The 19,036-nt window shown below is 71.9% G+C and carries 17 protein-coding genes; 3 read left to right on the forward strand and 14 right to left on the reverse strand.

Annotated elements, in window-relative coordinates; translation table 11 throughout:
* Positions 1-23: 23 nt before the first annotated feature.
* The 13 genes from OXR63_RS05050 to OXR63_RS05110 all read right to left on the reverse strand — a co-directional run bounded on the left by OXR63_RS05050 (position 24) and on the right by OXR63_RS05110 (position 13,941).
* The gene (locus OXR63_RS05050) at positions 24-656 is read right to left on the reverse strand and encodes a 50S ribosomal protein L25/general stress protein Ctc (RefSeq protein ID WP_267420513.1); all 633 of its coding nucleotides are present in this window, start codon (positions 654-656) and stop codon (positions 24-26) included.
* A gap of 381 nt (positions 657-1,037) precedes the next feature.
* Positions 1,038-2,003 (reverse strand): hypothetical protein, encoded by a 966-nt coding sequence (locus tag OXR63_RS05055; protein WP_267420515.1) that lies wholly within the window; start codon positions 2,001-2,003, stop codon positions 1,038-1,040.
* Between the two features lie 8 nt (positions 2,004-2,011).
* Positions 2,012-2,668, reverse strand: a complete 657-nt coding sequence (locus OXR63_RS05060) for a response regulator transcription factor (protein ID WP_267420517.1) — start codon at positions 2,666-2,668, stop codon at positions 2,012-2,014.
* Complete coding sequence (locus tag OXR63_RS05065; protein ID WP_267420519.1) at positions 2,665-3,936, reverse strand: sensor histidine kinase; 1,272 nt, start codon at positions 3,934-3,936, stop codon at positions 2,665-2,667. Before OXR63_RS05065 ends, OXR63_RS05060 begins: the two co-directional genes overlap by 4 nt.
* A 78-nt stretch (positions 3,937-4,014) precedes the next feature.
* Entirely contained in the window at positions 4,015-4,923 is a 909-nt protein-coding gene (locus OXR63_RS05070; RefSeq protein WP_267420521.1) for a hypothetical protein, read from the reverse strand.
* Between the two features lie 25 nt (positions 4,924-4,948).
* On the reverse strand, positions 4,949-6,334 hold the full coding sequence (manD, locus tag OXR63_RS05075; protein ID WP_267420522.1) for a D-mannonate dehydratase ManD: 1,386 nt from the start codon (positions 6,332-6,334) through the stop codon (positions 4,949-4,951).
* A complete protein-coding gene (locus OXR63_RS05080; RefSeq protein WP_267420524.1) occupies positions 6,331-7,608 on the reverse strand; it encodes a mannitol dehydrogenase family protein in 1,278 nt (425 codons plus the stop codon). Before OXR63_RS05080 ends, manD begins: the two co-directional genes overlap by 4 nt.
* Positions 7,605-8,492 carry a sugar phosphate isomerase/epimerase family protein gene (locus OXR63_RS05085; RefSeq protein ID WP_267420526.1) on the reverse strand — a complete coding sequence of 296 codons (888 nt, stop codon included), beginning with the start codon at positions 8,490-8,492 and terminating at the stop codon, positions 7,605-7,607. Before OXR63_RS05085 ends, OXR63_RS05080 begins: the two co-directional genes overlap by 4 nt.
* Positions 8,489-9,709, reverse strand: coding sequence for a Gfo/Idh/MocA family protein (locus OXR63_RS05090; RefSeq protein WP_267420527.1), 1,221 nt, complete (start codon positions 9,707-9,709; stop codon positions 8,489-8,491). Before OXR63_RS05090 ends, OXR63_RS05085 begins: the two co-directional genes overlap by 4 nt.
* Positions 9,706-10,542 (reverse strand): sugar phosphate isomerase/epimerase family protein, encoded by an 837-nt coding sequence (locus tag OXR63_RS05095; protein ID WP_267420528.1) that lies wholly within the window; start codon positions 10,540-10,542, stop codon positions 9,706-9,708. The genes OXR63_RS05090 and OXR63_RS05095 overlap by 4 nt, the downstream gene beginning before the upstream one ends.
* Positions 10,543-10,631: 89 nt before the next feature.
* Complete coding sequence (locus OXR63_RS05100) at positions 10,632-11,582, reverse strand: carbohydrate ABC transporter permease (protein ID WP_267420529.1); 951 nt, start codon at positions 11,580-11,582, stop codon at positions 10,632-10,634.
* A complete protein-coding gene (locus OXR63_RS05105; protein ID WP_267420530.1) occupies positions 11,579-12,601 on the reverse strand; it encodes a carbohydrate ABC transporter permease in 1,023 nt (340 codons plus the stop codon). Before OXR63_RS05105 ends, OXR63_RS05100 begins: the two co-directional genes overlap by 4 nt.
* Positions 12,601-13,941: an ABC transporter substrate-binding protein gene (locus OXR63_RS05110; RefSeq protein WP_267420532.1), complete on the reverse strand. Its 1,341-nt coding sequence runs from the start codon at positions 13,939-13,941 to the stop codon at positions 12,601-12,603. Before OXR63_RS05110 ends, OXR63_RS05105 begins: the two co-directional genes overlap by 1 nt.
* 235 nt (positions 13,942-14,176) lie before the next feature.
* Between OXR63_RS05110 and OXR63_RS05115 the strand changes: the two genes are divergently transcribed.
* Both OXR63_RS05115 and uxaC read left to right on the forward strand, forming a co-directional pair.
* A complete protein-coding gene (locus OXR63_RS05115; RefSeq protein ID WP_374116067.1) occupies positions 14,177-15,271 on the forward strand; it encodes a LacI family DNA-binding transcriptional regulator in 1,095 nt (364 codons plus the stop codon).
* Entirely contained in the window at positions 15,268-16,707 is a 1,440-nt protein-coding gene (gene uxaC, locus OXR63_RS05120) for a glucuronate isomerase (RefSeq protein WP_267420536.1), read from the forward strand. The genes OXR63_RS05115 and uxaC overlap by 4 nt, the downstream gene beginning before the upstream one ends.
* Before the next feature lie 142 nt (positions 16,708-16,849).
* Here the strand turns inward: uxaC and OXR63_RS05125 are convergent, their stop codons facing one another.
* A complete protein-coding gene (locus OXR63_RS05125) occupies positions 16,850-17,377 on the reverse strand; it encodes a gluconokinase (RefSeq protein WP_267420537.1) in 528 nt (175 codons plus the stop codon).
* A 112-nt stretch (positions 17,378-17,489) separates the two neighbouring features.
* Between OXR63_RS05125 and gndA the strand changes: the two genes are divergently transcribed.
* Positions 17,490-18,947: an NADP-dependent phosphogluconate dehydrogenase gene (gndA, locus tag OXR63_RS05130; RefSeq protein ID WP_267420539.1), complete on the forward strand. Its 1,458-nt coding sequence runs from the start codon at positions 17,490-17,492 to the stop codon at positions 18,945-18,947.
* Positions 18,948-19,036: the final 89 nt, after the last annotated feature.

Below are 19,036 nucleotides of genomic sequence, written 5' to 3' on the forward strand. Positions count from 1 at the left end.
AGATGTCTCTCCTTGGGTGCTGCTTACTCGGAGTCGACCGGAGCGGAGCCGCCCTCGGTACCGGCTTCGGCGCCCGCCTCAGCGGAGGCCTCGTCCGCGGCCTCGTCGTCAGCGGTGCCACGCGGGGTGACGATCGCGACGACCAGCGCCTCGGGGTCGGTCTCGAGCTCGGCGCCCTCGGGGAGCTGGAGCTCGGAGGCGTGGATCTGCTTGCCGTCCTCGAGGCCCTCGACGTCGACGACGACGTGCTCGGGGATGTCCGTCGCGAGGACGAGCAGCGAGACGGTGTTGAGGTCCTGGACGTGGATCGTGCCGGCGAAGGACTCGCCCTCGATCACGACGGGGACGTCAACGGTGACCTTCTCGCCGCGGCGGAGGACGACCAGGTCGATGTGCTCGATGATCTGACGCACCGGGTCACGCTGGACGTCCTTGACGAGGGCGAGCTGGGCAGCGCCGTCGATGTCGAGGTCCACGACCGCGTTGGCGGTACGGACGAGCAGCATGGTCTCGTGGCCCGGGAGGCTCACGTGCTGCGGCTCGGTGCCGTGGCCGTAGATGACCGCGGGGATCTTGTCGGCAGCGCGGAGCTTGCGCGCAGCGCCCTTGCCGAACTTGGTGCGGACTTCCGCTGCGAGCTTGGTGTAGTCGGCCATGGTGCCTCCTGGTCTCGGGGACGACACCGGGGTGCCGGCATCGTGGGGTCTGTGGTGTTGCAACTCGAACGCGTGCACGCGTGAGGAACGGTCCCAGAGTCTGGCCGGATCTCCCACTGCGTCGATCACGGCCGCGCGTGCGCGGCCCTCGCCGAAGTCGACCACCAGCGTACCAGCCCCGGCCCGGGCGTGTCGCACCACGAGGGGCCGAACGTGCGTGCGCGGCGGTTCCGCGCGTGGCAGGTCGGATCGCGCGGAGGAGGTCAGAAGAACCGACCTCCCACGCGCGATCCCGCTTGCCAGCGCACGCGTCATGGGTGCGAACGTGCGGACGGGAGGCTCGTGGCGGCGTCGCCACGAGCCTCCCGTCCGTCAGCGGGTTCAGTCGACGTCGGTCGGCGCCGCCGGTGCGAGGCGCTGGATGGTCCGGTCGAGCCGTCGGTCGACGGCCAGCTGGACGGGCTCCGCCGAGCGGAGCATCGCGGCGTCGGTCTTCGTGACGTGCAGGAGGCGGTGCCACTCGGCGTCGTACAGCGCCCGCCGGTAGCCCGAGGACGCCTGACAGGCGACGTCGCGCTCGGCGACGGCGACCTCGGCGTCCTGCACGGGTGTCGAGCCGATCTCGGTGCCGAACTGGCGCCGCACGGACTCCGACGGCATGTCGGCCGGGGACGCGGGCAGATCCCGCACGCCCGACGGCGCCATGCAGCTCCGCCACCCGGCTGCGGCGGCCACGACGGCGTCGTCCTCGCGGGCGGCCGTCGCGGCGACGTACGTCAGGCGCTTCGCGGTCATCGACGCGGTCTGCTCGGTGCCGTCCTCGTCGTCCAGGCCGAGGGTCCGGTAGCCCTCGTGGAAGCACCGGCTCACTGCCGTCTGCGATGCGTCCGCGAACGCGGCGTTGCGCTCCGGGTCCTGGCCCCACTCCCGGATGCCGTCCTCGTCCGCGCCGGCGGTCGAGGGGCCGTGGTAGCCCCGCGTCCGTGCGCGGTGGGCGTCGAGCGGCCTCGTCCACGAGAGCGCTGGCGAGGTGTTGCCGCGCTCGGGCGTCTCGTCGGCATCGGAGGCCGCTTCGAGCCCCGCGGTCGTGGCCCACGGCACCGGGAAGTCGATGCCCGCGTGGCGGAGGCACGGCTGGATGACGAGGTCCTCCGCGTAGTCCTGCTTGCCGCCGGCCGGCTGGGCCCACCCGTCGAGCGGCATCGTCCACGCAGCCTGGTCCCGCTCGACCGACGGCCGGATGGCGACGTCGGCGGGCTCGGGCAGGCCGTGGACGACCCCGGCGCCGAGGCCGAGGACGACCAGGGCGAGGGTCCCGGTCTTCGCGACCCGTGTGGTGATCTGCAAGGTTCCCCCTAGGCGCGGACGAGGCCGCGTTCGTGTGCGGTGATGACGACCTGGATGCGGTTCCGGAGCCCGAGCTTCATGAGCACCGAGCGGACGTGGCTCTTCACGGTGGCCTCGCTGAGGAACACCGACGCGGCGATCTCGGCGTTCGTGAGGCCCTTGGCGACCAGCAGGAAGACCTCGCGTTCCCGGGCGGTGAGGGCGTCGAGCACCTCGTCGCTGCGGTGGGTCTCGACGGGGGTGCCCTGCGCGCGGAGCAGGTCGAGCGCCTCGGCCTCGGTCGGTGCCGGTCGGCCCTCGTGCACGTCGCGGATGGTGGCCGTGACGACCTCGGGCAGCGCGTCCTTCGTCAGGAACGCGGCGGCACCCGCACGCAGTGCCGCGAGGACGGCGTCGTCCCGACGAATGGTGGTCAGGGCGACCACCCGAGGACGGTCGTCGCCACGCTCCCCCAGCCGCGCGAGCGTCTCGACGCCGTTGAGCACCGGCATCCGGAGGTCGAGCAACAGGACGTCCGGGTGCTCGGCGTCGCAGAGCTCGAGGGCGGCGGCCCCGTCCCCTGCTGTCCCCACGCAGGACATGTCGTCCTGGGCGTCGACGAGCATCTGCATGCCGGAGGCGAACAGCCGCTGGTCGTCGACGACCGCGACGCGGATGACGCTCATCGGGCGGCCTCGAGCGCGGCCGGTTCCGTCGACGCGGCGGGTTCCGTCGACGCGGCCGGTTCCGTCGACGTCGCCGGTCGGTGCGTCGGGAGCCACGCCGTCACGACGAAGTCGTGCTCCTCGTCCCCGGTGCCGGCGCGCAGCCACCCGCCCGCGAGCCGCGCCCGCTCCTGCATGCCGCCGATGCCGGTCCCGACGCCGTCGAGCTCGACGAGCGGTGTGTCGCCCCGCGAGGACACGACCACCCCGAGACCCGGACCCCGCCAGTCGAGGACCACCCGGGCGTCCGCGGTCCGGCCCTGGTGCTTGAGGACGTTCGTCAGGCTCTCCTGCACGATCCGGTGCACGGCGGCGGCGACACCCGGTGCCACCTCGGCCGGGTCCCCGTGCTGTTCGAACGTCGCCTCCATGCCGAGCTCCCGCATGTCGGCGACGAGTGGCGGGACGTCCGCCAACCCGTACCGGGCCTCGTCGCCCGAGCCCTGGATGCGCTCGACGAGGGCGCGGACGTCCCCGAGCGCCGACCGGCTGACCTCGGCGATGTCGCGCAGCGCGGTCGCGGCGTGCTCGTCCCGCACCGCGATGGCTGCGGCACCCTGCGCCTGGGAGACCACGACCGCGAGCGAGTGCGCCAACGAGTCGTGCACGTCGCGGGCGATCCGGGCGCGCTCCTGCTCGGCGTGCAGCTCGACGGTCGTGACCTCGGTCTCCCGCTCGGCCTCGACGACCCGGACCCTGGCAAGACCGATGCGCCACGTGGCACCGATCGCGACCCCGATCGCCCACCCGATGCCGCTCGCTCCCGCCAGCGACAGCGCGATGAGCACGAGGTTGGTCCGGGTCCCTGCCATCGAGGTGACCCAGTTCGCCCACACGTCCTGGTCGGCGACCGTCGGCACGACCATCGCCCAGGCCGCGGCGGCGCTGGCGACCGCGAGGACCGGGACCGCGAGCCACCGGAGCAGGTCCGACCGTCCGGCACCGACGATGCCGACGACGATCACGACGGCGAGGTACTCCGGCCAGGTCGTGTCGGTGGGGCGGTGCAGCAGCCGGAGCGCCTGCAGCAACGGGACGACGGCGATCAGCCCGAGGGACGTCGCCGGCATCCAGGCCGCCAGACCGATCGCGACGGCGAAGGCCGAGACGACGACGACGTGGTCTGCGAGCCCGGAACGACCGGCCTCGGCGACGATCCAGAGCACGAGGTAGACGACGCCGGTGGCGGGTGCCAGCAGGTGTCGGAACCGTCGGAGGAAGGTGGTCATGAGGCCGAGCGTATGGGGACGCTCCGGCGGTCAGCGAGCCGTGCGCGCGGTTTTCATCCGAGGTGATGAACGCGCTGGTCAGTGGCCGAGCGAGCGGCGGTGCTCCTGGGCGGCGGCGAGGAGGTCGCGCGCGCGGTCGCTGGTCGTCTCGGCGTCGTCGCGGGAGCGTTCGAGCCGCTCGACCTCGGCGGTGGCACGCTCGAGCTCGCGTGCGAGTTCGGCCCGGCGGTCCTCCGCGGCCTCGAGGTCCCGCTCGGCGGTGTCGAGTGCCGCATCCGCCTCGCGCGACTCCGTCCGCGCCACGGTCTCGGCCTGGCGGGCGGCGCGGCGCTCGGCAGCTGGGTCGGCTTCCGGCGCCGGCTCCGGTTCCGGGGTGCGGTCCGGTTCGCTCGGCCGGGAGGCTCGGGGCGACTTCCGCGCGCGCCGCCCCTCTGCGATGTCGATGGGTGGTGCCCCGCTGCCGGACCAGGCATCGGGGACGGCGTCCGGGACCGCGAGGGCGCCGTCGAGGTCGACGTCCTCGAAGCCGACGCTCTCCAGGGGCTGCACGAGGAGGCCCGAGCGGACGGCCGCTCCGGCGTGGGGGTCGGCCATCGCGGCCTCGATCGTGGCGCGGACCTGCTCCAGGACCGCCGTCGTGGCGGGGTGGCCGGCATCGGAGGCCAGGTCCGCCCCGGCCTGCGCCAGTGCGGTCACCACGCTCGTGCGCTGGCGACGGAGCGCGCTGATCTCCTGCGGGTCCGCGTTCGCCTGGGCCTCACGCAACGACGGACCGAGGTCGACCGCCTCGTCGAGGGCCTGCTCGTTCGCCAACAGGTCGATCACCCAGGCGGCCGGAGCCGGCTTCCGGAGCTTCCCGATGGCCGCGGCCGTGTCGCGGTTGTCGGCGCGCATCGCGCGCTGCCGTGCGGTCCGCTCGGTGACGAAGTCCGCCGGCGCGACGAGCAGGAGCTCGCGGGCGACCTCTGCGAGCGTGTCGATGTCCACGTTCGCAGAGGCTACCCGCGGCGGCTCACCAGTCGTGGACGGTGCCGTCGGCCAGGCGGTTGAACGGCAGGTAGGCCTGTTCGTAGGGGTACTTGCCGGCCTCGTCGACGTCGAGCGACACCCCGAGGCCGGGTTCGTCGCCCGGGTGCAGGAAGCCGTCGGTGAACGTGAACGTCTGGCGGAACACCTGGTTCGTCCGGGGTCCGTGCTGCATGTACTCCTGGATGCCGAAGTTGTGGATCGCGAGCCCGAGGTGCATCTGGGCCGCGAGCCCGACCGGCGAGATGTCGGTCGGCCCGTGGAACCCGGACTTGACCTGGTACAGCGCGGCGTAGTCCATCGTCTTCCGCAGGGGCGTGATCCCGCCCATGTGCGTCACGGCACCGCGGACGTAGTCGATGAGCTGGTCGCGGATGATGTCCTTGAAGTCCCAGATCGTGTTGAAGACCTCGCCGATCGCGAGCGGTGTCGTGGTGTGCTGCCGGACGAGCTTCAGGGCCTCCTGGTTCTCGGCGGGGGTGCAGTCCTCGAGCCAGAAGAGGTCGTACGGCTCGAGGGACTTGCCGAGCCTGGCGGCCTGCAGCGGCGTCATCCGGTGGTGGCCGTCGTGCAGGAGCGGCAGTTCGGGGCCGAACTCGTTGCGGACCGCCTCGAACACCGTGGGCAGGTGGCGCAGGTAGGCACGGGTGTCCCAGTCCTCCATCGCCGGGAAGGCCCCGCGCTGCGCCGGCTCGAAGTCGTACCGGACGCCGGCGTTGCCCTCGGTCGTCCGGTTCGACGCGATGCCGTAGATCGACTCGAGCCCGGGGACGCCCGTCTGCACGCGGATGGAGCGGTAGCCCTCCTCCTGGTGCGCACGGATGGAGTCGAACAGCTCGGGCAGCTCCTTGCCCGAGGCGTGCCCGTACGCCATCAGCCCGGTGCGGGACGCGCCGCCGAGCAGCTGGTAGAGCGGCATGCCGGCGACCTTGGCCTTGATGTCCCAGAGCGCCATGTCGACGGCGGCGATCGCGGCCATCGTCACCGGGCCGCGGCGCCAGTACGACGAGCGGTACAGGAACTGCCAGGCGTCCTCGATGCGGCTGGCGTCGCGCCCGATCAGCAGCGGGACGACGTGCTCGGAGAGGTACGCGGCGGCGGCGAGCTCCCGCCCGTTCAGTGTGGCGTCGCCGAGCCCGGTCACGCCGTCGGCGGTCGTGATCTTCAGCGTGACGAAGTTCCGGTCCGGGCTCGTCACGATGACCTCGGCGCGGTCGATCAGCTGGCGGCGGTCGGCGCTGGCCCACGTGTCGGGTCGGCCGGCGGTGGGCTCCCCGCTGCGGTCGTCCGTCGCGCCGGGCACGGGGGCCGCGGGGTTCGTCGTGCCGGTCGTGCCAGCCGGTTCGGTCGGGGCGGGGATGGCGTCGGTCATGCGGGGACTCCTTCGTCGGAGGGCTGGCGGGCTGCTGCCGCGGCGGTGCGGATGCGGTCGGCCGCGGCGGTGACGGCCGCGACCACGGGGGTGGTGTCGAGGTCGGGTGCGACGACGGCCAGGACGTCGTGCACGTCCGAGCCTGCACCGGGTGCGCCCGGGTCGTTCACCAGGTCCTCCTGCGTGGTCACGTGCAGCCACCACGCCGCGAGGAGGGTCGCCGCCCCGGGACCGATGCCGGCCGCCGGGTCCCGCTCGAGGCGGTGCCGGACGACGTCGACCACGCGCACGGGCAGCTTCTGCGAGCCGCCGGACGCGATCTGCACCAGGGTGTGCCGGATGCGGGGGTTGGCGAAGCGCTCGACGAGGGCCGCGCGGGCGTCCTCGACCTGCTCAGTGGGCAGCGAGAGTTCCTGCGCGGCCTCGTCCCACAGGGCCTCGACCGCGGAGCGGCACACGGGGTCGGCCATCGCCCGCTCGACGGTCTCGTGGCCGAGGAGCAGTCCGAGGTAGGCGAGCAGGGAGTGCGACCCGTTGAGGAGCCAGAGCTTCCGCTGCTCGTACGGGGTGACGTCGTCCACCACGCGCGCGCCGGCGGTCTCCCACGCGGGGCGCTCCCCCGCGAAGGCGTCCTCCACCACCCACTCGGTGAAGGGCTCGGTGACGACGGGCACCCGGTCGTCGTCGAGGGCGCCGGGCAACTCGGCGAGCGCCGCCACGTCGTCCTCGGTCGTCGCCGGGGTGATCCGGTCGACCATCGAGCTCGGGAACGTCACGGTGGCGTCGATCCAGTCGAGGAGGGCCGGGTCGGTCACGGCGTCGCGCACGGCCTGGCGCAGGACCTCGCCGTTGTGGGTGAGGTTGTCGAGGCTCATCAGGGTCACCGGGCCGGCGTCCGCGCGCCGACGGGCGTCGAGTCCGGCCACCAGCCGTGCGGGGACGTCGGAGCCGGCGCGGTACCCCTGCTCGGTGACGGTCAGCGTGACCACGGTCGTGTCCGGTGACGCGAGCGCCGCCGTCCACGCGGCGTCGTCGCTGCCCGGGTGTGCGGCGACGACGACGTCGACCACCGCGGCGGTGTCACCGTCCGCCGCGCGGGTGACGAGCGTGTAGCGGCCGTCCTGCGCGGCGAGCGCCTGGGCCACGGCGGGCGAGCGGCCGGTGAAGGCCGTGATCCCCCACGGTTCCGCGGACGCGTGCTGCGTGTACCAGGCGAGGTGGGCGCGGGCGAAGGCGCCGATGCCCAGGTGGACGATGCCGGGTCGACGGCTCACGCGGTCACCGGCACCAGGGAGCGCAGGTATGCCAGGTTGTCGGCCGTGCGGGCGTCGAGGGGCAGGTCGGTGGAGAAGTCCTCGACCGTGACCCAGCCGTCGTACCCGAAGGCCCGCAGGTCGTCGACGTACGCCGACACCGAGGCCTGTCCGGTGCGCAGCGGGGCCCACTCGTGCTGCCAGATGCTGCTGCCGTCAGCCCGGGTGTCGCCGGTGTCGACCCAGCGGGCGTTCTTCACGTGCACGTGCGCCAGGTACGGACCGAGGAGCTCGAACGCGGCGAGGTGGTCCTCCTGGCCCTCGATGACGAGGTTGCCGAGGTCGTGGATGACGCCGACGTGCTCCGGGTCGAGGCCGTCGACGAGCCGCAGGGCCGCCGAGGCCGACGGGGTGATGGTCATGTGGTGCAGCTCGACGAGGGCCTTGACGCCGAGGTCCGCCGCGCGGGACGCCGCCCACTCGAGGTCGGCGCGGGTGCGGTCGAACACCTGGGGGTAGGTCTCGCCGGTGCGCTCCTTCTCCTGTCGGTAGACGGGCATGCTGACGCGCACCTGTCCGGCGCCGAGTTCGGCGGTCACGCGGAGCATCGTCTCGACGCCGTCGTGGTCGGCGGCCTGCTGGTAGCCGCCGATGCCGGAGTACGCGAGCCCGGCGCCGTCGGTGATCCGGGCGATCTCCCCCATCTGGTCGGCGATGCCCGTGTACTGCCAGGTCGACCGGTTGCCGGCCCAGAAGGCCCGTTCGGCGGGGACGGTGGTGCCGTCGGCCGGACGGTCGTCGACGATCCGCCACTCGATGCCGTCCCAGCCCTGCGCGGCGAGGGTCTCCGCTGCCTGCGACGGGGTCCAGTCGGGGGTGGACGCGGTGAACACGGAGAACTTCATCGGGTGGCTCCTTCTGCGGCTGCGACGGGCGAGGCGTGCACGACCGGGACGACGTCGTCGTACCGGCCGTCGATCACGTCGTCGATCAGCACGGGCTGCCCCAGCGTGGCACTGACGTAGAGGCCGCGGACGGTGGCGAGGGACACGAGGGCGTCGTCGACGGTGACGCCCGGGTCACGACCGGTGCGGATCGCGTCCACGATGTCGTCGTACTGCCGACCGTGCCCGGCCAGGAAGTGCTCGGGCTCCGGCGGCCCACCGACGAGGTGCTCGGCGGGGACGACGTCGGACTTCTGGTCGACCGGGTCGGCCACGGCGGTGGTGTTGGCGCTCGCGGCAGCCGATGCCAGGGTGGCGGCGTCGGGTGCGACGTGGAAGTAGGCGAGCCGGTCGTCGTCGACCACAGCCGAGCCCTGCGTGCCGTAGACGGCGTACCGGGCGGAGAGGCCCGGGTACGCGGCCGTCGTGCAGTGAATGACGCCGAGTGCTCCGGTGTCGAAGCGGACGGTCGCGACGGCGGTGTCCTCGACCTCGATGCGGTCGTGGGCGAGCAGCCCGATCTGCGCGGAGATCTCCACCGGACGGCCGAGGGTCCACACGAGCAGGTCGACGGTGTGCACGCCCTGGTTCATCACCGCGCCGCCACCGTCGAGGTCCCAGGTGCCACGCCAGTCCCCGGAGTCGTAGTACCCCTGCGAGCGGAACCACGCCACGCTCGCGACGCCGGAGGTCACCCGGCCGAACCCGCCCCCGTGGGCGGCGCGCGCGACCGCGACGGACGCCGGGTCGAAGCGGTGCTGGCTGATGACGCTGACGACCAGCCCGCGCGCACGGGCGGCCGTGGCGAGCGCGGCGATCTGCCGGGCGCGGGGCATCGTGGTGTCGAGCGGCTTCTCGATCACGACGTGCTTGCCGGCGGCGAGGGCGGCCTCGGCCAGCTGGACGTGCATGCCGGACGGCGAGCAGATCGCGACGACGTCGATGTCGGTCTGCGCGATGGCGTCTTCGATGGTCGCGGTGGTGAGCGGGCGCGGTGCCCCCGTGGCCTCGATCTCGTCGGCGGCCCCGGTGGCCGCTGCCGGCACGGCGTCGACGAGGGCGACGACGTCGAGTCCGGGGTTGGCGAGGGCGACGCGGGCGTGGTGGCGGCCGATGACTCCGGCGCCGACGACGGCCAGGCGCAGGGGTGCGTTGGTGCTGGTGGTGTCTGCGGTCATCGCAGGGTCACTCCGATCTGGTTGGTGAGGGTGCGGAAGGCGCGGCCGGCGCGGCCGAACGCCGCGGGGCCGGAGAACCCGCCGAGGGCGTTGACGTCCGTCAGGTGTGGTTCGAGGGAGGCGTACCCGGAGTACCCGGCATCGCGGAGCGCCGTGAGCGTGCGCAGGAGCTCGCCGTCGCCCTGCCCCGCGGGGACCACGGACGAGTCGGCGGCGAGGGCGTCCTTGACCTGGAGGTAGTCGACGTAGGGGGCGAGCTGCGCCCAGCCGTCGGTGAAGGGCCGCACGCCGCACTGGACGTAGTTGGCGTTGTCCCACGCCAACCGGAGTGACGAGGACCCGACACTCTCGACGACGTCGAGCACCCGGGAGGGCACGTCGCCGTAGATGTCCTTCTCGTTCTCGTGCAGGAGCGTGACGCCTTCTCGTGCAGCCAGGTCGGCGAGGGCCCGCATCCGCACGAGCACGTCGTCGCGGACGGACTCGGCAGTGCGGCCCGCGAAGTAGAAGGAGAAGATGCGGATGTTCGTCGTGCCGAGGGCGTGCGCGGCGGCGATCGCCCGGCCGAGCCGCGTGACCTCGTGCTCGACGGGTTCGTCGACGGACACCTTGCCGATCGGCGAGGCGATGGCGGAGACGGTCTGTCCCCGTTCCTCGAAGACCCGGTGCAGCCCCGCGAGCTGGTCGTCGTCGAGGTCGACGACGTTGACGCCCCATGCGCTGCGGACCTCGATCGCACTGGCCCCGAGCGCCTGGAGGACGGCGACCTGGACGACGGGGTCGGCGTCGATCTCGTCACCGAACCCCGAGAGTTCCCAACTGAGCTGGGTCATGACTTTCCCTTCTTGGTGACCTGATGACCAGCCTGGACCGGCGGGGCGGACCCGCGCCGGGCCTCCAGGCAGTCTGTGGAGAACTCGCGCTACTTCACCGAGCCGGCCGTGAGACCGCCCACCAGGTAGCGCTGGAAGACCAGGTAGAGGGCGACGACCGGCACCGCGCAGACGATCGAGGCGGCCATCATCTGGCCGTAGATCGGGACCGCGCCGCCCTCCTGCGTCGTGCCGAGGACCTGCAGCACCACGGCGACCGTCCGTGTGTTCGGGGTCGTCATGATGGTGGAGAACAGCACGTCGTTCCAGCCGAGCAGGAAGGCGAAGATGGCGGACACGACGATCCCCGGCCAGGACAGCGGCAGGACGATCTTCGTGAGGATCCTGGTCGAGGACGCGCCGTCGACGCGGGCCGCTTCCTCGAGTTCCTTCGGCAGCCCACGGAGGTACGTCACCATCACCCAGGTGGAGAACGGCAGGGCGAACGTCAGGTACGTGACGAACAGGCCCCACCGGGTGCCGATGACCTGCACGCCCGTGGCGCTCGCGATGTTGGCGAACACGACGAACACCGGCAGGAGCAGCAGGGTGCCGGGGATCGACTGCAGCGCGAGCAGACCGCGGAGGAAGGTCAGACGGCCGAGGAACCGGAAACGGACGAGCACGTAGGCCGTCGACACGGCGAGCGCAGCGCTGCAGACGGCGACCGCGCCGGCGGTCAGGATGCTGTTCACGAGCCCCTGCCCGAGGGCGACCGTCGACCAGATGTCGGCGTAGTTGGCGAGCGTGAACTCGGACGGGAAGTACTCGCCGCGGGCGACGGCGACGTCTGAGTTGACCGACCCGAAGACGATGTAGAGCACCGGGACGGCGATGAACGCGACGATGACGGCGATCACGGTGACGAGCAGCCAGCGCGGCAGCAGTCGGGTGACGTCGGTGTCGTACGGACGCTTCGGTCGGCGGCCACCGCGCGGGGCCGTGATGCTCTCGGTGAGCGTGGCGGTCGGACGGGTCCTGGTGGTGCTGTACCCGCTCATGCGCGTGCTCCCTCGACGTCGGCGGCGGACGGGGCGGCCAGCACGGCGCGGTCGGCGCGGCGCTGCTTCCGGTTCGGGCCCGCGTCGTCGCCGGTGTCGAGCTGGACGGCCCGCAGGTAGACGAAGAGCGGGATGGCGACGATCACGAGCGAGCAGATCGCCATCGCGGCGGAGAGCCCGAAGCGGAACGACTGGAAGCTCGCGATGTATGTCAGGACGGGCATGACCTCGACGCTCGAGGGCAGTGGGATGCCGAACAGGACGAACGGCAGCGTGAAGTTGTTGATGTCGTGCAGGATCGAGATGATCACCGCCAGGCTCAGCGGACCGCGCAGGTACGGGAACACGACGTCGCGGAGCTTGATCCACCACGTGGCGCCGTCGAGGGAGGCGGCCTCGTGCACCTCGAGGTCGACCGCCTGCAGCCCGGCGAGGGACAGCAGGTAGACGAACGGCCAGCTCGTCCAGACCATGACGCCGGCCAGGGCCCAGTAGGACGCGGAGCCGTTCAGCCAGAGCACGTCGGTGTGCAGGACCGAGTTCACGACCCCCTGCGGCTGGAGCATCGTGCGGAAGAACGTGCCGACGACGAACGCCGGGAGCACGTACGGGATCAGGTAGACCGACCGGACGAGCCCACGGCCGCGGAACCGGTTCTGCGTCGAGATCGCCGCGGCGACCCCGATCGGGACGGTGACGGCGGTGACGAGCACCGCGAGCGACACCGAGATCCAGATGGAGTGCAACAGCGGCGAGTTCGTGAAGGCCTCGGCGAAGTTCGCGAAGCCGACGAACGGGGCACTGAACCACTGGCGGAGCGTGTACTGGTCGAGGTCGAGCATCGCGATGAAGAGCCCGACGAGGAGCGGGACCACGATGATCGCGAGCATGAGGAGGCCGCCGGGGAGCAGCATCCAGAGCGGACGCTCCCGCTTGTACAGCGGGGTCGTGCCGTGCGGGCGGACGGGGTGGCGCCCGTCGGACCGCCGCGTGGTGGGCTTGGTCTGCGTGGTGGTCATCACAGACCTCCGTTCTTCTGCCGGTCGAGCGTGGCCTGGGCGTCCCGTTGCGCGTCCTGCAGGCGCCTGCGGAGTTGGTCGTCGGTGACCTCGCCGCGCTTGAGCGACGGGATCGACTGCACGACGACGTCGACGAGCGCGAGCTGGATGTCCGACCAGGCGCCGGTGAAGGCGGTGGGCTTGGACAGGCGTCCGGCGTCGATGATGGGCTTGAGCTGGGGGTTCTCCGCGGCGAGCTCCGCGGCGGCGTCCACGTTGGTGGGCAGGTTGCCGAACAGGTCGTAGTACTCGAGCTGGGCCTTCTTCGTGCTGAGCTGCTTGATGAAGGCGAACGACAGGTCCTGCTTGGTGCCGTAGTCGGCGACGACGAAGTTGTCGCCGGACAGGATGCTGGCGGCCTCGATGCCGTCGGCCGGGCGTTCGGTGGCGCCGGGCGGCACGGTCGGCAGCAGGGCGAACTCGTACTTGCCGTCCACCGCCGTGTCCGTGAAGGAGTTGATGGCGGTGGTCGTCGTCATCGGGAAGAACGCGGCCTTGCCGTCGGTGAACTGCGCGAGGGCCTGCGCGTTGTTCCATCCGACCGCGGCCGTGTCCACGACGCCGTCCTTCGTGACCCAGTCGAAGTACGTCCGGTAGGCGTTCTGCACGGCGTCCGCGTCGAGCTCGGCCTTCGTGCCGTCGACGATCGTGTTGCCGGCGTTCTGCGACATCCCCCAGATGAACTTCCACGGGTCGAAGCCGTCGGCGTAGGCGATCGCCAGGCCGTGGTGGTCACCGGTCGTGGTGGCCTTCGCGTCCGCGGTGAGCTGGTCCCACGTGGTCGGCATCGCGGTGATGCCGGCCTGGGCGAGCAGGTCGGTGTTGACCGCCATCACGAACGGACGACTGGCGAACGGGATCCCGATCTGCTTCGAGGCGCTCGGTCCGGAGATGCCGAACGACGCCGGGTCGAACTGGTCCTTCCCGCCGATGGCGTCCCACTGCTGCTTCCCCATCTGCACGAAGGCGCCGGTGGCGTAGGCGGTCGGGGTGAAGGTGGTGCCGATCGCGTAGACGTCGGGGCCCTGGCCCGAGATGACGCTCGTCTGGATGGCGGTCAGTTCCTCCTGCGCAGAGGAGTACGTCTCCCACTGGACGTCAGCGCCGGTGGTGCGCTTGAACTCGGCGGCGGTGTCCTGCTGCCACTGCTTGCGTTCCTCGGGGTAGGTCGTGTCCGCGCCCATCATGACGCGGAGCGTGTTGGGGTCGTCGCCACTGCCGTTGACGATCGCGCATCCCTGCAGGGACAGCGTCGCGAGGGCGACCACGACCACGGAACCGATCAGGGTCCGTGCCTTCATGGGGGTTCCTCCTTGGAGCATCCACCCGAGCGGCGCTGCTCGGGGGTCCGCCGGGACGGCCCGGCTGACGACCACTGTCGCGCGGGTGGCAACATGCGGCAACCGGTTGCCACTTGTTGCCAGAGCGGCCTAGCGTTCGGGAGACGCAGCCGTCCCGCCCGGGACCGGCAGCGTCTCGTTCGGGACGACTCAGCGCCGCCCGACCGTCGACAGCACGCCGGACAGGGAGGTGCCCGTGACCGAGACCGACTCGTCCCGCCGCGTCACGATCCGCGACGTCGCCACCGCGACCGGGGTCGCACCGTCGACGGTGTCCCGCGCCCTGTCGCTCCCCGACCGCGTGAACCCCGCGACGCAGCAGCGCATCCAGCAGGCGGCCCGCGAGCTCGGCTACGTCGCGAACTCCCAGGCCCGGGCGCTGACGTCCGGCAGGACCCGGGCGGTCGCGGTCCTGGTGTCCGACATCACCAACCCCTTCTACTTCGACGTCATCCGGGGCACGCAGCACCAGCTCGCCGCCGCCGGGTGGACGCAGCTGCTCGTCGACACCGAGGAGTCCGCGGACGCCGAGATGGCCGCCCTCAGCGCGGTGTCCACGAAGGCCGACGGCGTCGTGCTCACCGCGTCACGCCTGTCCGACGCGCAGATCGCGAAGTTCGCCGAGCGCACCCCGCTCGTGGTCGTGAACCGCCGTCCGGCCGGGGTGCCGTCCGTGCTCATCGACACCCCGGGCGGTGTCGAACAGGCGGTGCAGCACCTCGCGTCGCTCGGGCACCGTGACGTCCTCTACGTCGCGGGGCCGGACAGCTCGTGGTCGAACGAACGCCGCTGGCGCGCCCTGGTCCGGGTCGCCGGGCGGCTGGACGTCCGTGTCGCCCGGATCGGCCCGCACGCTCCGTTCGTCGACTCCGGGGCCGCCGCGGCCGACGCCGCCCTCAACGCGGGCGCGACGGCGTGCATCGCCTTCAACGACCTCATCGCGATCGGCATGCTCGGCCGGCTCCGGGAGCGCGGTGTCCGCGTGCCCCAGGACATGAGCATCGTCGGCTGCGACGACATCTTCGGCGCCGACTTCTGCAACCCGCCGCTCACCACGATGACCTCGCCGATCGAGCGGGCGGGTCGGGTCGCCATCCGGATGCTGCTCGGTCGGCTCGGTGCCGTCCCGGCGGACGAGCTGCCCGGTGAGCACCTCAGCGGTGCCGTCGCCCTGCCGACCCACCTGACGGTGCGCGAGTCGACCGGACCCGCGCCGTCCCAGCAGCCCAAGACGTCCGCGCCGTCCGTGCGGTCCGTGCCGTCCGTGCCGTCCTCGCGAAGGAACCGATGATGACCACCACTCCCCCGACCACCCTCGCTCCGCACCCGGACCGGCTGTTCCCCGCCGACCCCGCCACCAGGACGATCGCCCGGACCCTGTACGAAGCCGTCGCGCACGCGCCGATCATCTCCCCGCACGGGCACGTCGACGCGGCCCTGATCGCGGACGACCAGCCGTTCGCCGACCCCGCCGCGCTGCTGATCACGCCGGACCACTACGTCCTGCGCCTCCTGCACGCGAACGGTGTCGGACTGGAGGCGCTGGGTCGCGCCGACCTGTCGGGAACCGGCACCATGCCTCCCGGCCGTGCCGTCTGGCGGACCCTGGCGGAGCACTGGGACGACTTCCTCGGCACCCCCGTCCGCCACTGGTTCGAGACGGAGCTGCACGACGTCTTCGGGCTGACGGAGCAGCCGTCGGCCGCGAACGCGGACGCGCAGTACGACCACCTCGCCGGCCTGCTGCAGCAGCCGCAGATGCGGCCACGCGCCCTGTTCGACGCCTTCGGCATCGAGGTCCTCGCCACCACCGACGCCCCGGACGCCGACCTCGCCGCGCACGCACGGCTCGCCGCCGACCCCACCTTCCGCGGTCGTGTGCTCCCCACCTTCCGCGCGGACGCCGTCTTCGACCCCTCCCGTCCGGACTGGAGGCTCGTGGTCGCGTCCGTCGGTCAGGCCGCGGGCATCGACACGGGCACCCACGACGGGCTGCTCGCGGCACTCCGTGCGCGTCGGCAGTACTTCATCGAGCACGGCGCCACCGCGACGGACACCGGGGTGCTGGACGCCGGGTCGACGCCGCTGTCACCGTCCGAGCGCTCGCGGATCCACGCGGCGGCGATGCAGGGACCATCCGGGGTGACCGCGGCCGAGGCCGTGGCGTACCGGCACGACATGCTCTTCCGGTGGGCCGAGATGAGCGTCGATGACGGTCTGGTCATGCAGCTGCACCCGGGGATCATCCGGAACCACCACACGCCGACGTCCGAGCGCTTCGGGCCGGACACCGGGCACGACCTGCCTGCGGTCGGCGCCTTCACTGAGCCGCTGCGGCCGCTGCTCGAGGCCTTCGGCACCGCGCCCGGGTTCCACCTGGTGCTGTTCACCGTCGACGAGACCGTGTTCTCCCGGGAGATCGGCCCGCTCGCCGGCTTCTACCCCGCCGTGTACGCCGGGGCCCCGTGGTGGTTCATCGACACCCCGGCGGCGATCGGCCGGTACCGGGCGGCGGTCACCGACTCGGCGTCCTTCACGAAGACGTCCGGGTTCATCGACGACACCCGGGCGTACTGCTCCATCCCCGCGCGGCACGACATGGCGCGGCGGGCGGACGCGGCGTACCTGGCGTCGCTCGTGGTCACGCACCAGGTGTCCGAGGAGGACGCCGTCCGCACGGCGCAGCGGATCGTGTCCGACATCCCGCGGGCGACGTTCAAGTTGTAGGGGCGTGGGGCTGGCCGTCGTGCGAGGTTGCGCACTCGGTGCGAGGTCGTGGCGGTGCACGGGGTGGTCGAGCTCGCACGGGGCTGCCTCGCACCGGGCCGAGTCGGGCGGCGCCTGCGTCGCCCGGGCAGGGCCTGCCTCGTCAGGGCAGGAGGGCGAGGATGCGCGCGACGGTCTCCTCGACCGTGCCCTGGATCGGGACGGCAGCGCCGGCCTCGTCGTCCGCGGGCCGCTCGAGCGTGCCGAACTGCGAGTCGAGCAGGGAGTTCGGCATGTACTCGTGGTGCCGGTGCGACTGCCGGTCCGCGATGAGCTCCCGCGACCCGTCGAGGTAGGCGATGAACAGCCCGGGCGCACTCGCCCGGAGCCGGTCCCGGTAGATGCGCTTGAGGGCGGAGTTCGCCATCACGCAGCGCTTCCCCGCGGCCTCGACCTCGGCGATGCGGGCGGCACAGGCGTCGAGCCACGGCCAGCGGTCCTCGTCCGTCAGGGGCGTGCCCTGCCGCATCTTCTCCTTGTTCGACGCCGGGTGCAGGTCGTCGGCGTCGACGAACTCCGCGGGCTCCCCACGGTCGTGCAACGCCTTCGCGAGGGCCTCGCCGATCGTGGACTTGCCGGAGCCGGAGACCCCCATGACGAGGACGGGCGGTCGGGTCGTTCGGTCGCTCATGCCTCCACCGTATGGGCATCACCGACTGTTCTCCCCAGGTTGTGGCAACTGTCGGGCGGTCCCAGCGCGGCGGACGTAGCGTGGGCGAAACGTGACGACGAAGGAGATCCTCGTGGCAGACAGCAACGGTCAGGCGAACATCGGTGTGGTGGGGCTCGCGGTGATGGGGTCGAACCTCGCCCGCAACCTCGCTTCGCGGGAGGGCAACACGGTGGCGGTCTACAACCGCACCTACGCCCGCACCGAGGAGCTGATGCAGGAGCACGGTGACGCCGGCTTCATCGCGTCCGAGGACATCGACGGCTTCGTGGCGTCGCTCTCGAAGCCGCGCACGGCCATCATCATGGTGCAGGCCGGCAAAGGCACCGACGCGGTCATCGGGCAGCTCGCCGAGCGGTTCGAAGCCGGCGACATCATCGTCGACGGCGGCAACGCGAACTTCCAGGACACCATCCGCCGCGAGCACGACCTCAAGGAGAAGGGCCTCAACTTCGTCGGCACCGGCATCTCCGGTGGTGAAGAAGGCGCCCTGCACGGGCCGTCGATCATGCCGGGCGGCTCGGACGAGGCCTGGGAGACCCTGGGGCCGATCCTGAAGTCGATCGCTGCGGTGGCCGAGGGCGAGCCGTGCGTGACCCACGTCGGCACCGACGGTGCCGGACACTTCGTGAAGATGGTGCACAACGGCATCGAGTACGCCGACATGCAGCTCATCGCGGAGTCCTACGACCTGCTCCGCCGCGTCGGGGGCCTCTCCGTCGAGGACCTCGTCAAGGTCTTCGACGAGTGGAACAAGGGCGACCTCGAGTCCTACCTGATCGAGATCACCGGCGAGGTCCTCAAGCAGCAGGACGCCGACACCGGCAAGCCGCTCGTGGACGTCATCCGCGACGCCGCCGGGTCGAAGGGCACCGGCGTCTGGACCGTGCAGAACGCGGTCGGGCTCGGCATCCCGGTGTCGGGCATCGGCGAAGCGGTCTTCGCCCGCGCCGTGTCGTCGAAGGCGTCGCAGCGTGCCGCGGTCCAGAAGTCCGTCAAGAACCGGCCGTCCATCGCCGAGGTCCCCGACACGTTCGCCGACGACGTCCGTGCGGCGCTGTACGCGTCGAAGGTGGTCGCGTACGCCCAGGGCTTCGACCTCATCATCGCCGGGGCCAAGGAGTACGACTGGGACATCAACCTCGGTGACATGGCGAAGATCTGGCGCGGCGGCTGCATCATCCGCGCGCAGTTCCTCAACCGCATCGTCGAGGCCTACGACAAGGACCCGGAGCTCGAGTCCCTGCTCGTCGACCCGTACTTCGCCGACGCCGTGGCCGAGGGCGAAGCCGCCTGGCGTCGCATCGTCGGCATCGCGGCTGCGTCGGGCGTCCCGGCGCCGGGCTTCTCGTCCGCGCTGTCCTACTTCGATGCGCTCGCGTCCGACCGCCTGCCCGCGTCCCTGATCCAGGGCCAGCGCGACTTCTTCGGTGCGCACACCTACCAGCGCATCGACAAGGACGGCACCTTCCACACCCTGTGGTCGGAGGACGACCGCCGCGAGGTCGAGCAGGAGCCCTCGACGCACTGACCCCCGCGCGATCGACACACCGAGGGCCTCGCCGGACGCGGTGCCCTCGGTGCGTCCTCGGTCGTGTCGACCGTCGCGTCCCGCGACTA

Origin of the sequence: Curtobacterium sp. GC_Cur_3, assembly GCF_026544205.1 — a bacterium.
Lineage (GTDB): Bacteria > Actinomycetota > Actinomycetes > Actinomycetales > Microbacteriaceae > Curtobacterium.

Bases quoted from the DNA above. Each gene is read 5' to 3' on its own strand.
- OXR63_RS05050 (WP_267420513.1), bottom strand. From the start codon at position 656: ATGGCCGACTACACCAAGCTCGCAGCGGAAGTCCGCACCAAGTTCGGC.
- OXR63_RS05060 (WP_267420517.1), bottom strand. From the start codon at position 2,668: ATGAGCGTCATCCGCGTCGCGGTCGTCGACGACCAGCGGCTGTTCGCC.
- OXR63_RS05065 (WP_267420519.1), bottom strand. From the start codon at position 3,936: ATGACCACCTTCCTCCGACGGTTCCGACACCTGCTGGCACCCGCCACC.
- manD (WP_267420522.1), bottom strand. From the start codon at position 6,334: ATGACCGACGCCATCCCCGCCCCGACCGAACCGGCTGGCACGACCGGC.
- OXR63_RS05085 (WP_267420526.1), bottom strand. From the start codon at position 8,492: ATGAAGTTCTCCGTGTTCACCGCGTCCACCCCCGACTGGACCCCGTCG.
- OXR63_RS05090 (WP_267420527.1), bottom strand. From the start codon at position 9,709: ATGACCGCAGACACCACCAGCACCAACGCACCCCTGCGCCTGGCCGTC.
- OXR63_RS05095 (WP_267420528.1), bottom strand. From the start codon at position 10,542: ATGACCCAGCTCAGTTGGGAACTCTCGGGGTTCGGTGACGAGATCGAC.
- OXR63_RS05100 (WP_267420529.1), bottom strand. From the start codon at position 11,582: ATGAGCGGGTACAGCACCACCAGGACCCGTCCGACCGCCACGCTCACC.
- OXR63_RS05105 (WP_267420530.1), bottom strand. From the start codon at position 12,601: ATGACCACCACGCAGACCAAGCCCACCACGCGGCGGTCCGACGGGCGC.
- OXR63_RS05110 (WP_267420532.1), bottom strand. From the start codon at position 13,941: ATGAAGGCACGGACCCTGATCGGTTCCGTGGTCGTGGTCGCCCTCGCG.
- uxaC (WP_267420536.1), top strand. From the start codon at position 15,268: ATGATGACCACCACTCCCCCGACCACCCTCGCTCCGCACCCGGACCGG.
- OXR63_RS05125 (WP_267420537.1), bottom strand. From the start codon at position 17,377: ATGAGCGACCGAACGACCCGACCGCCCGTCCTCGTCATGGGGGTCTCC.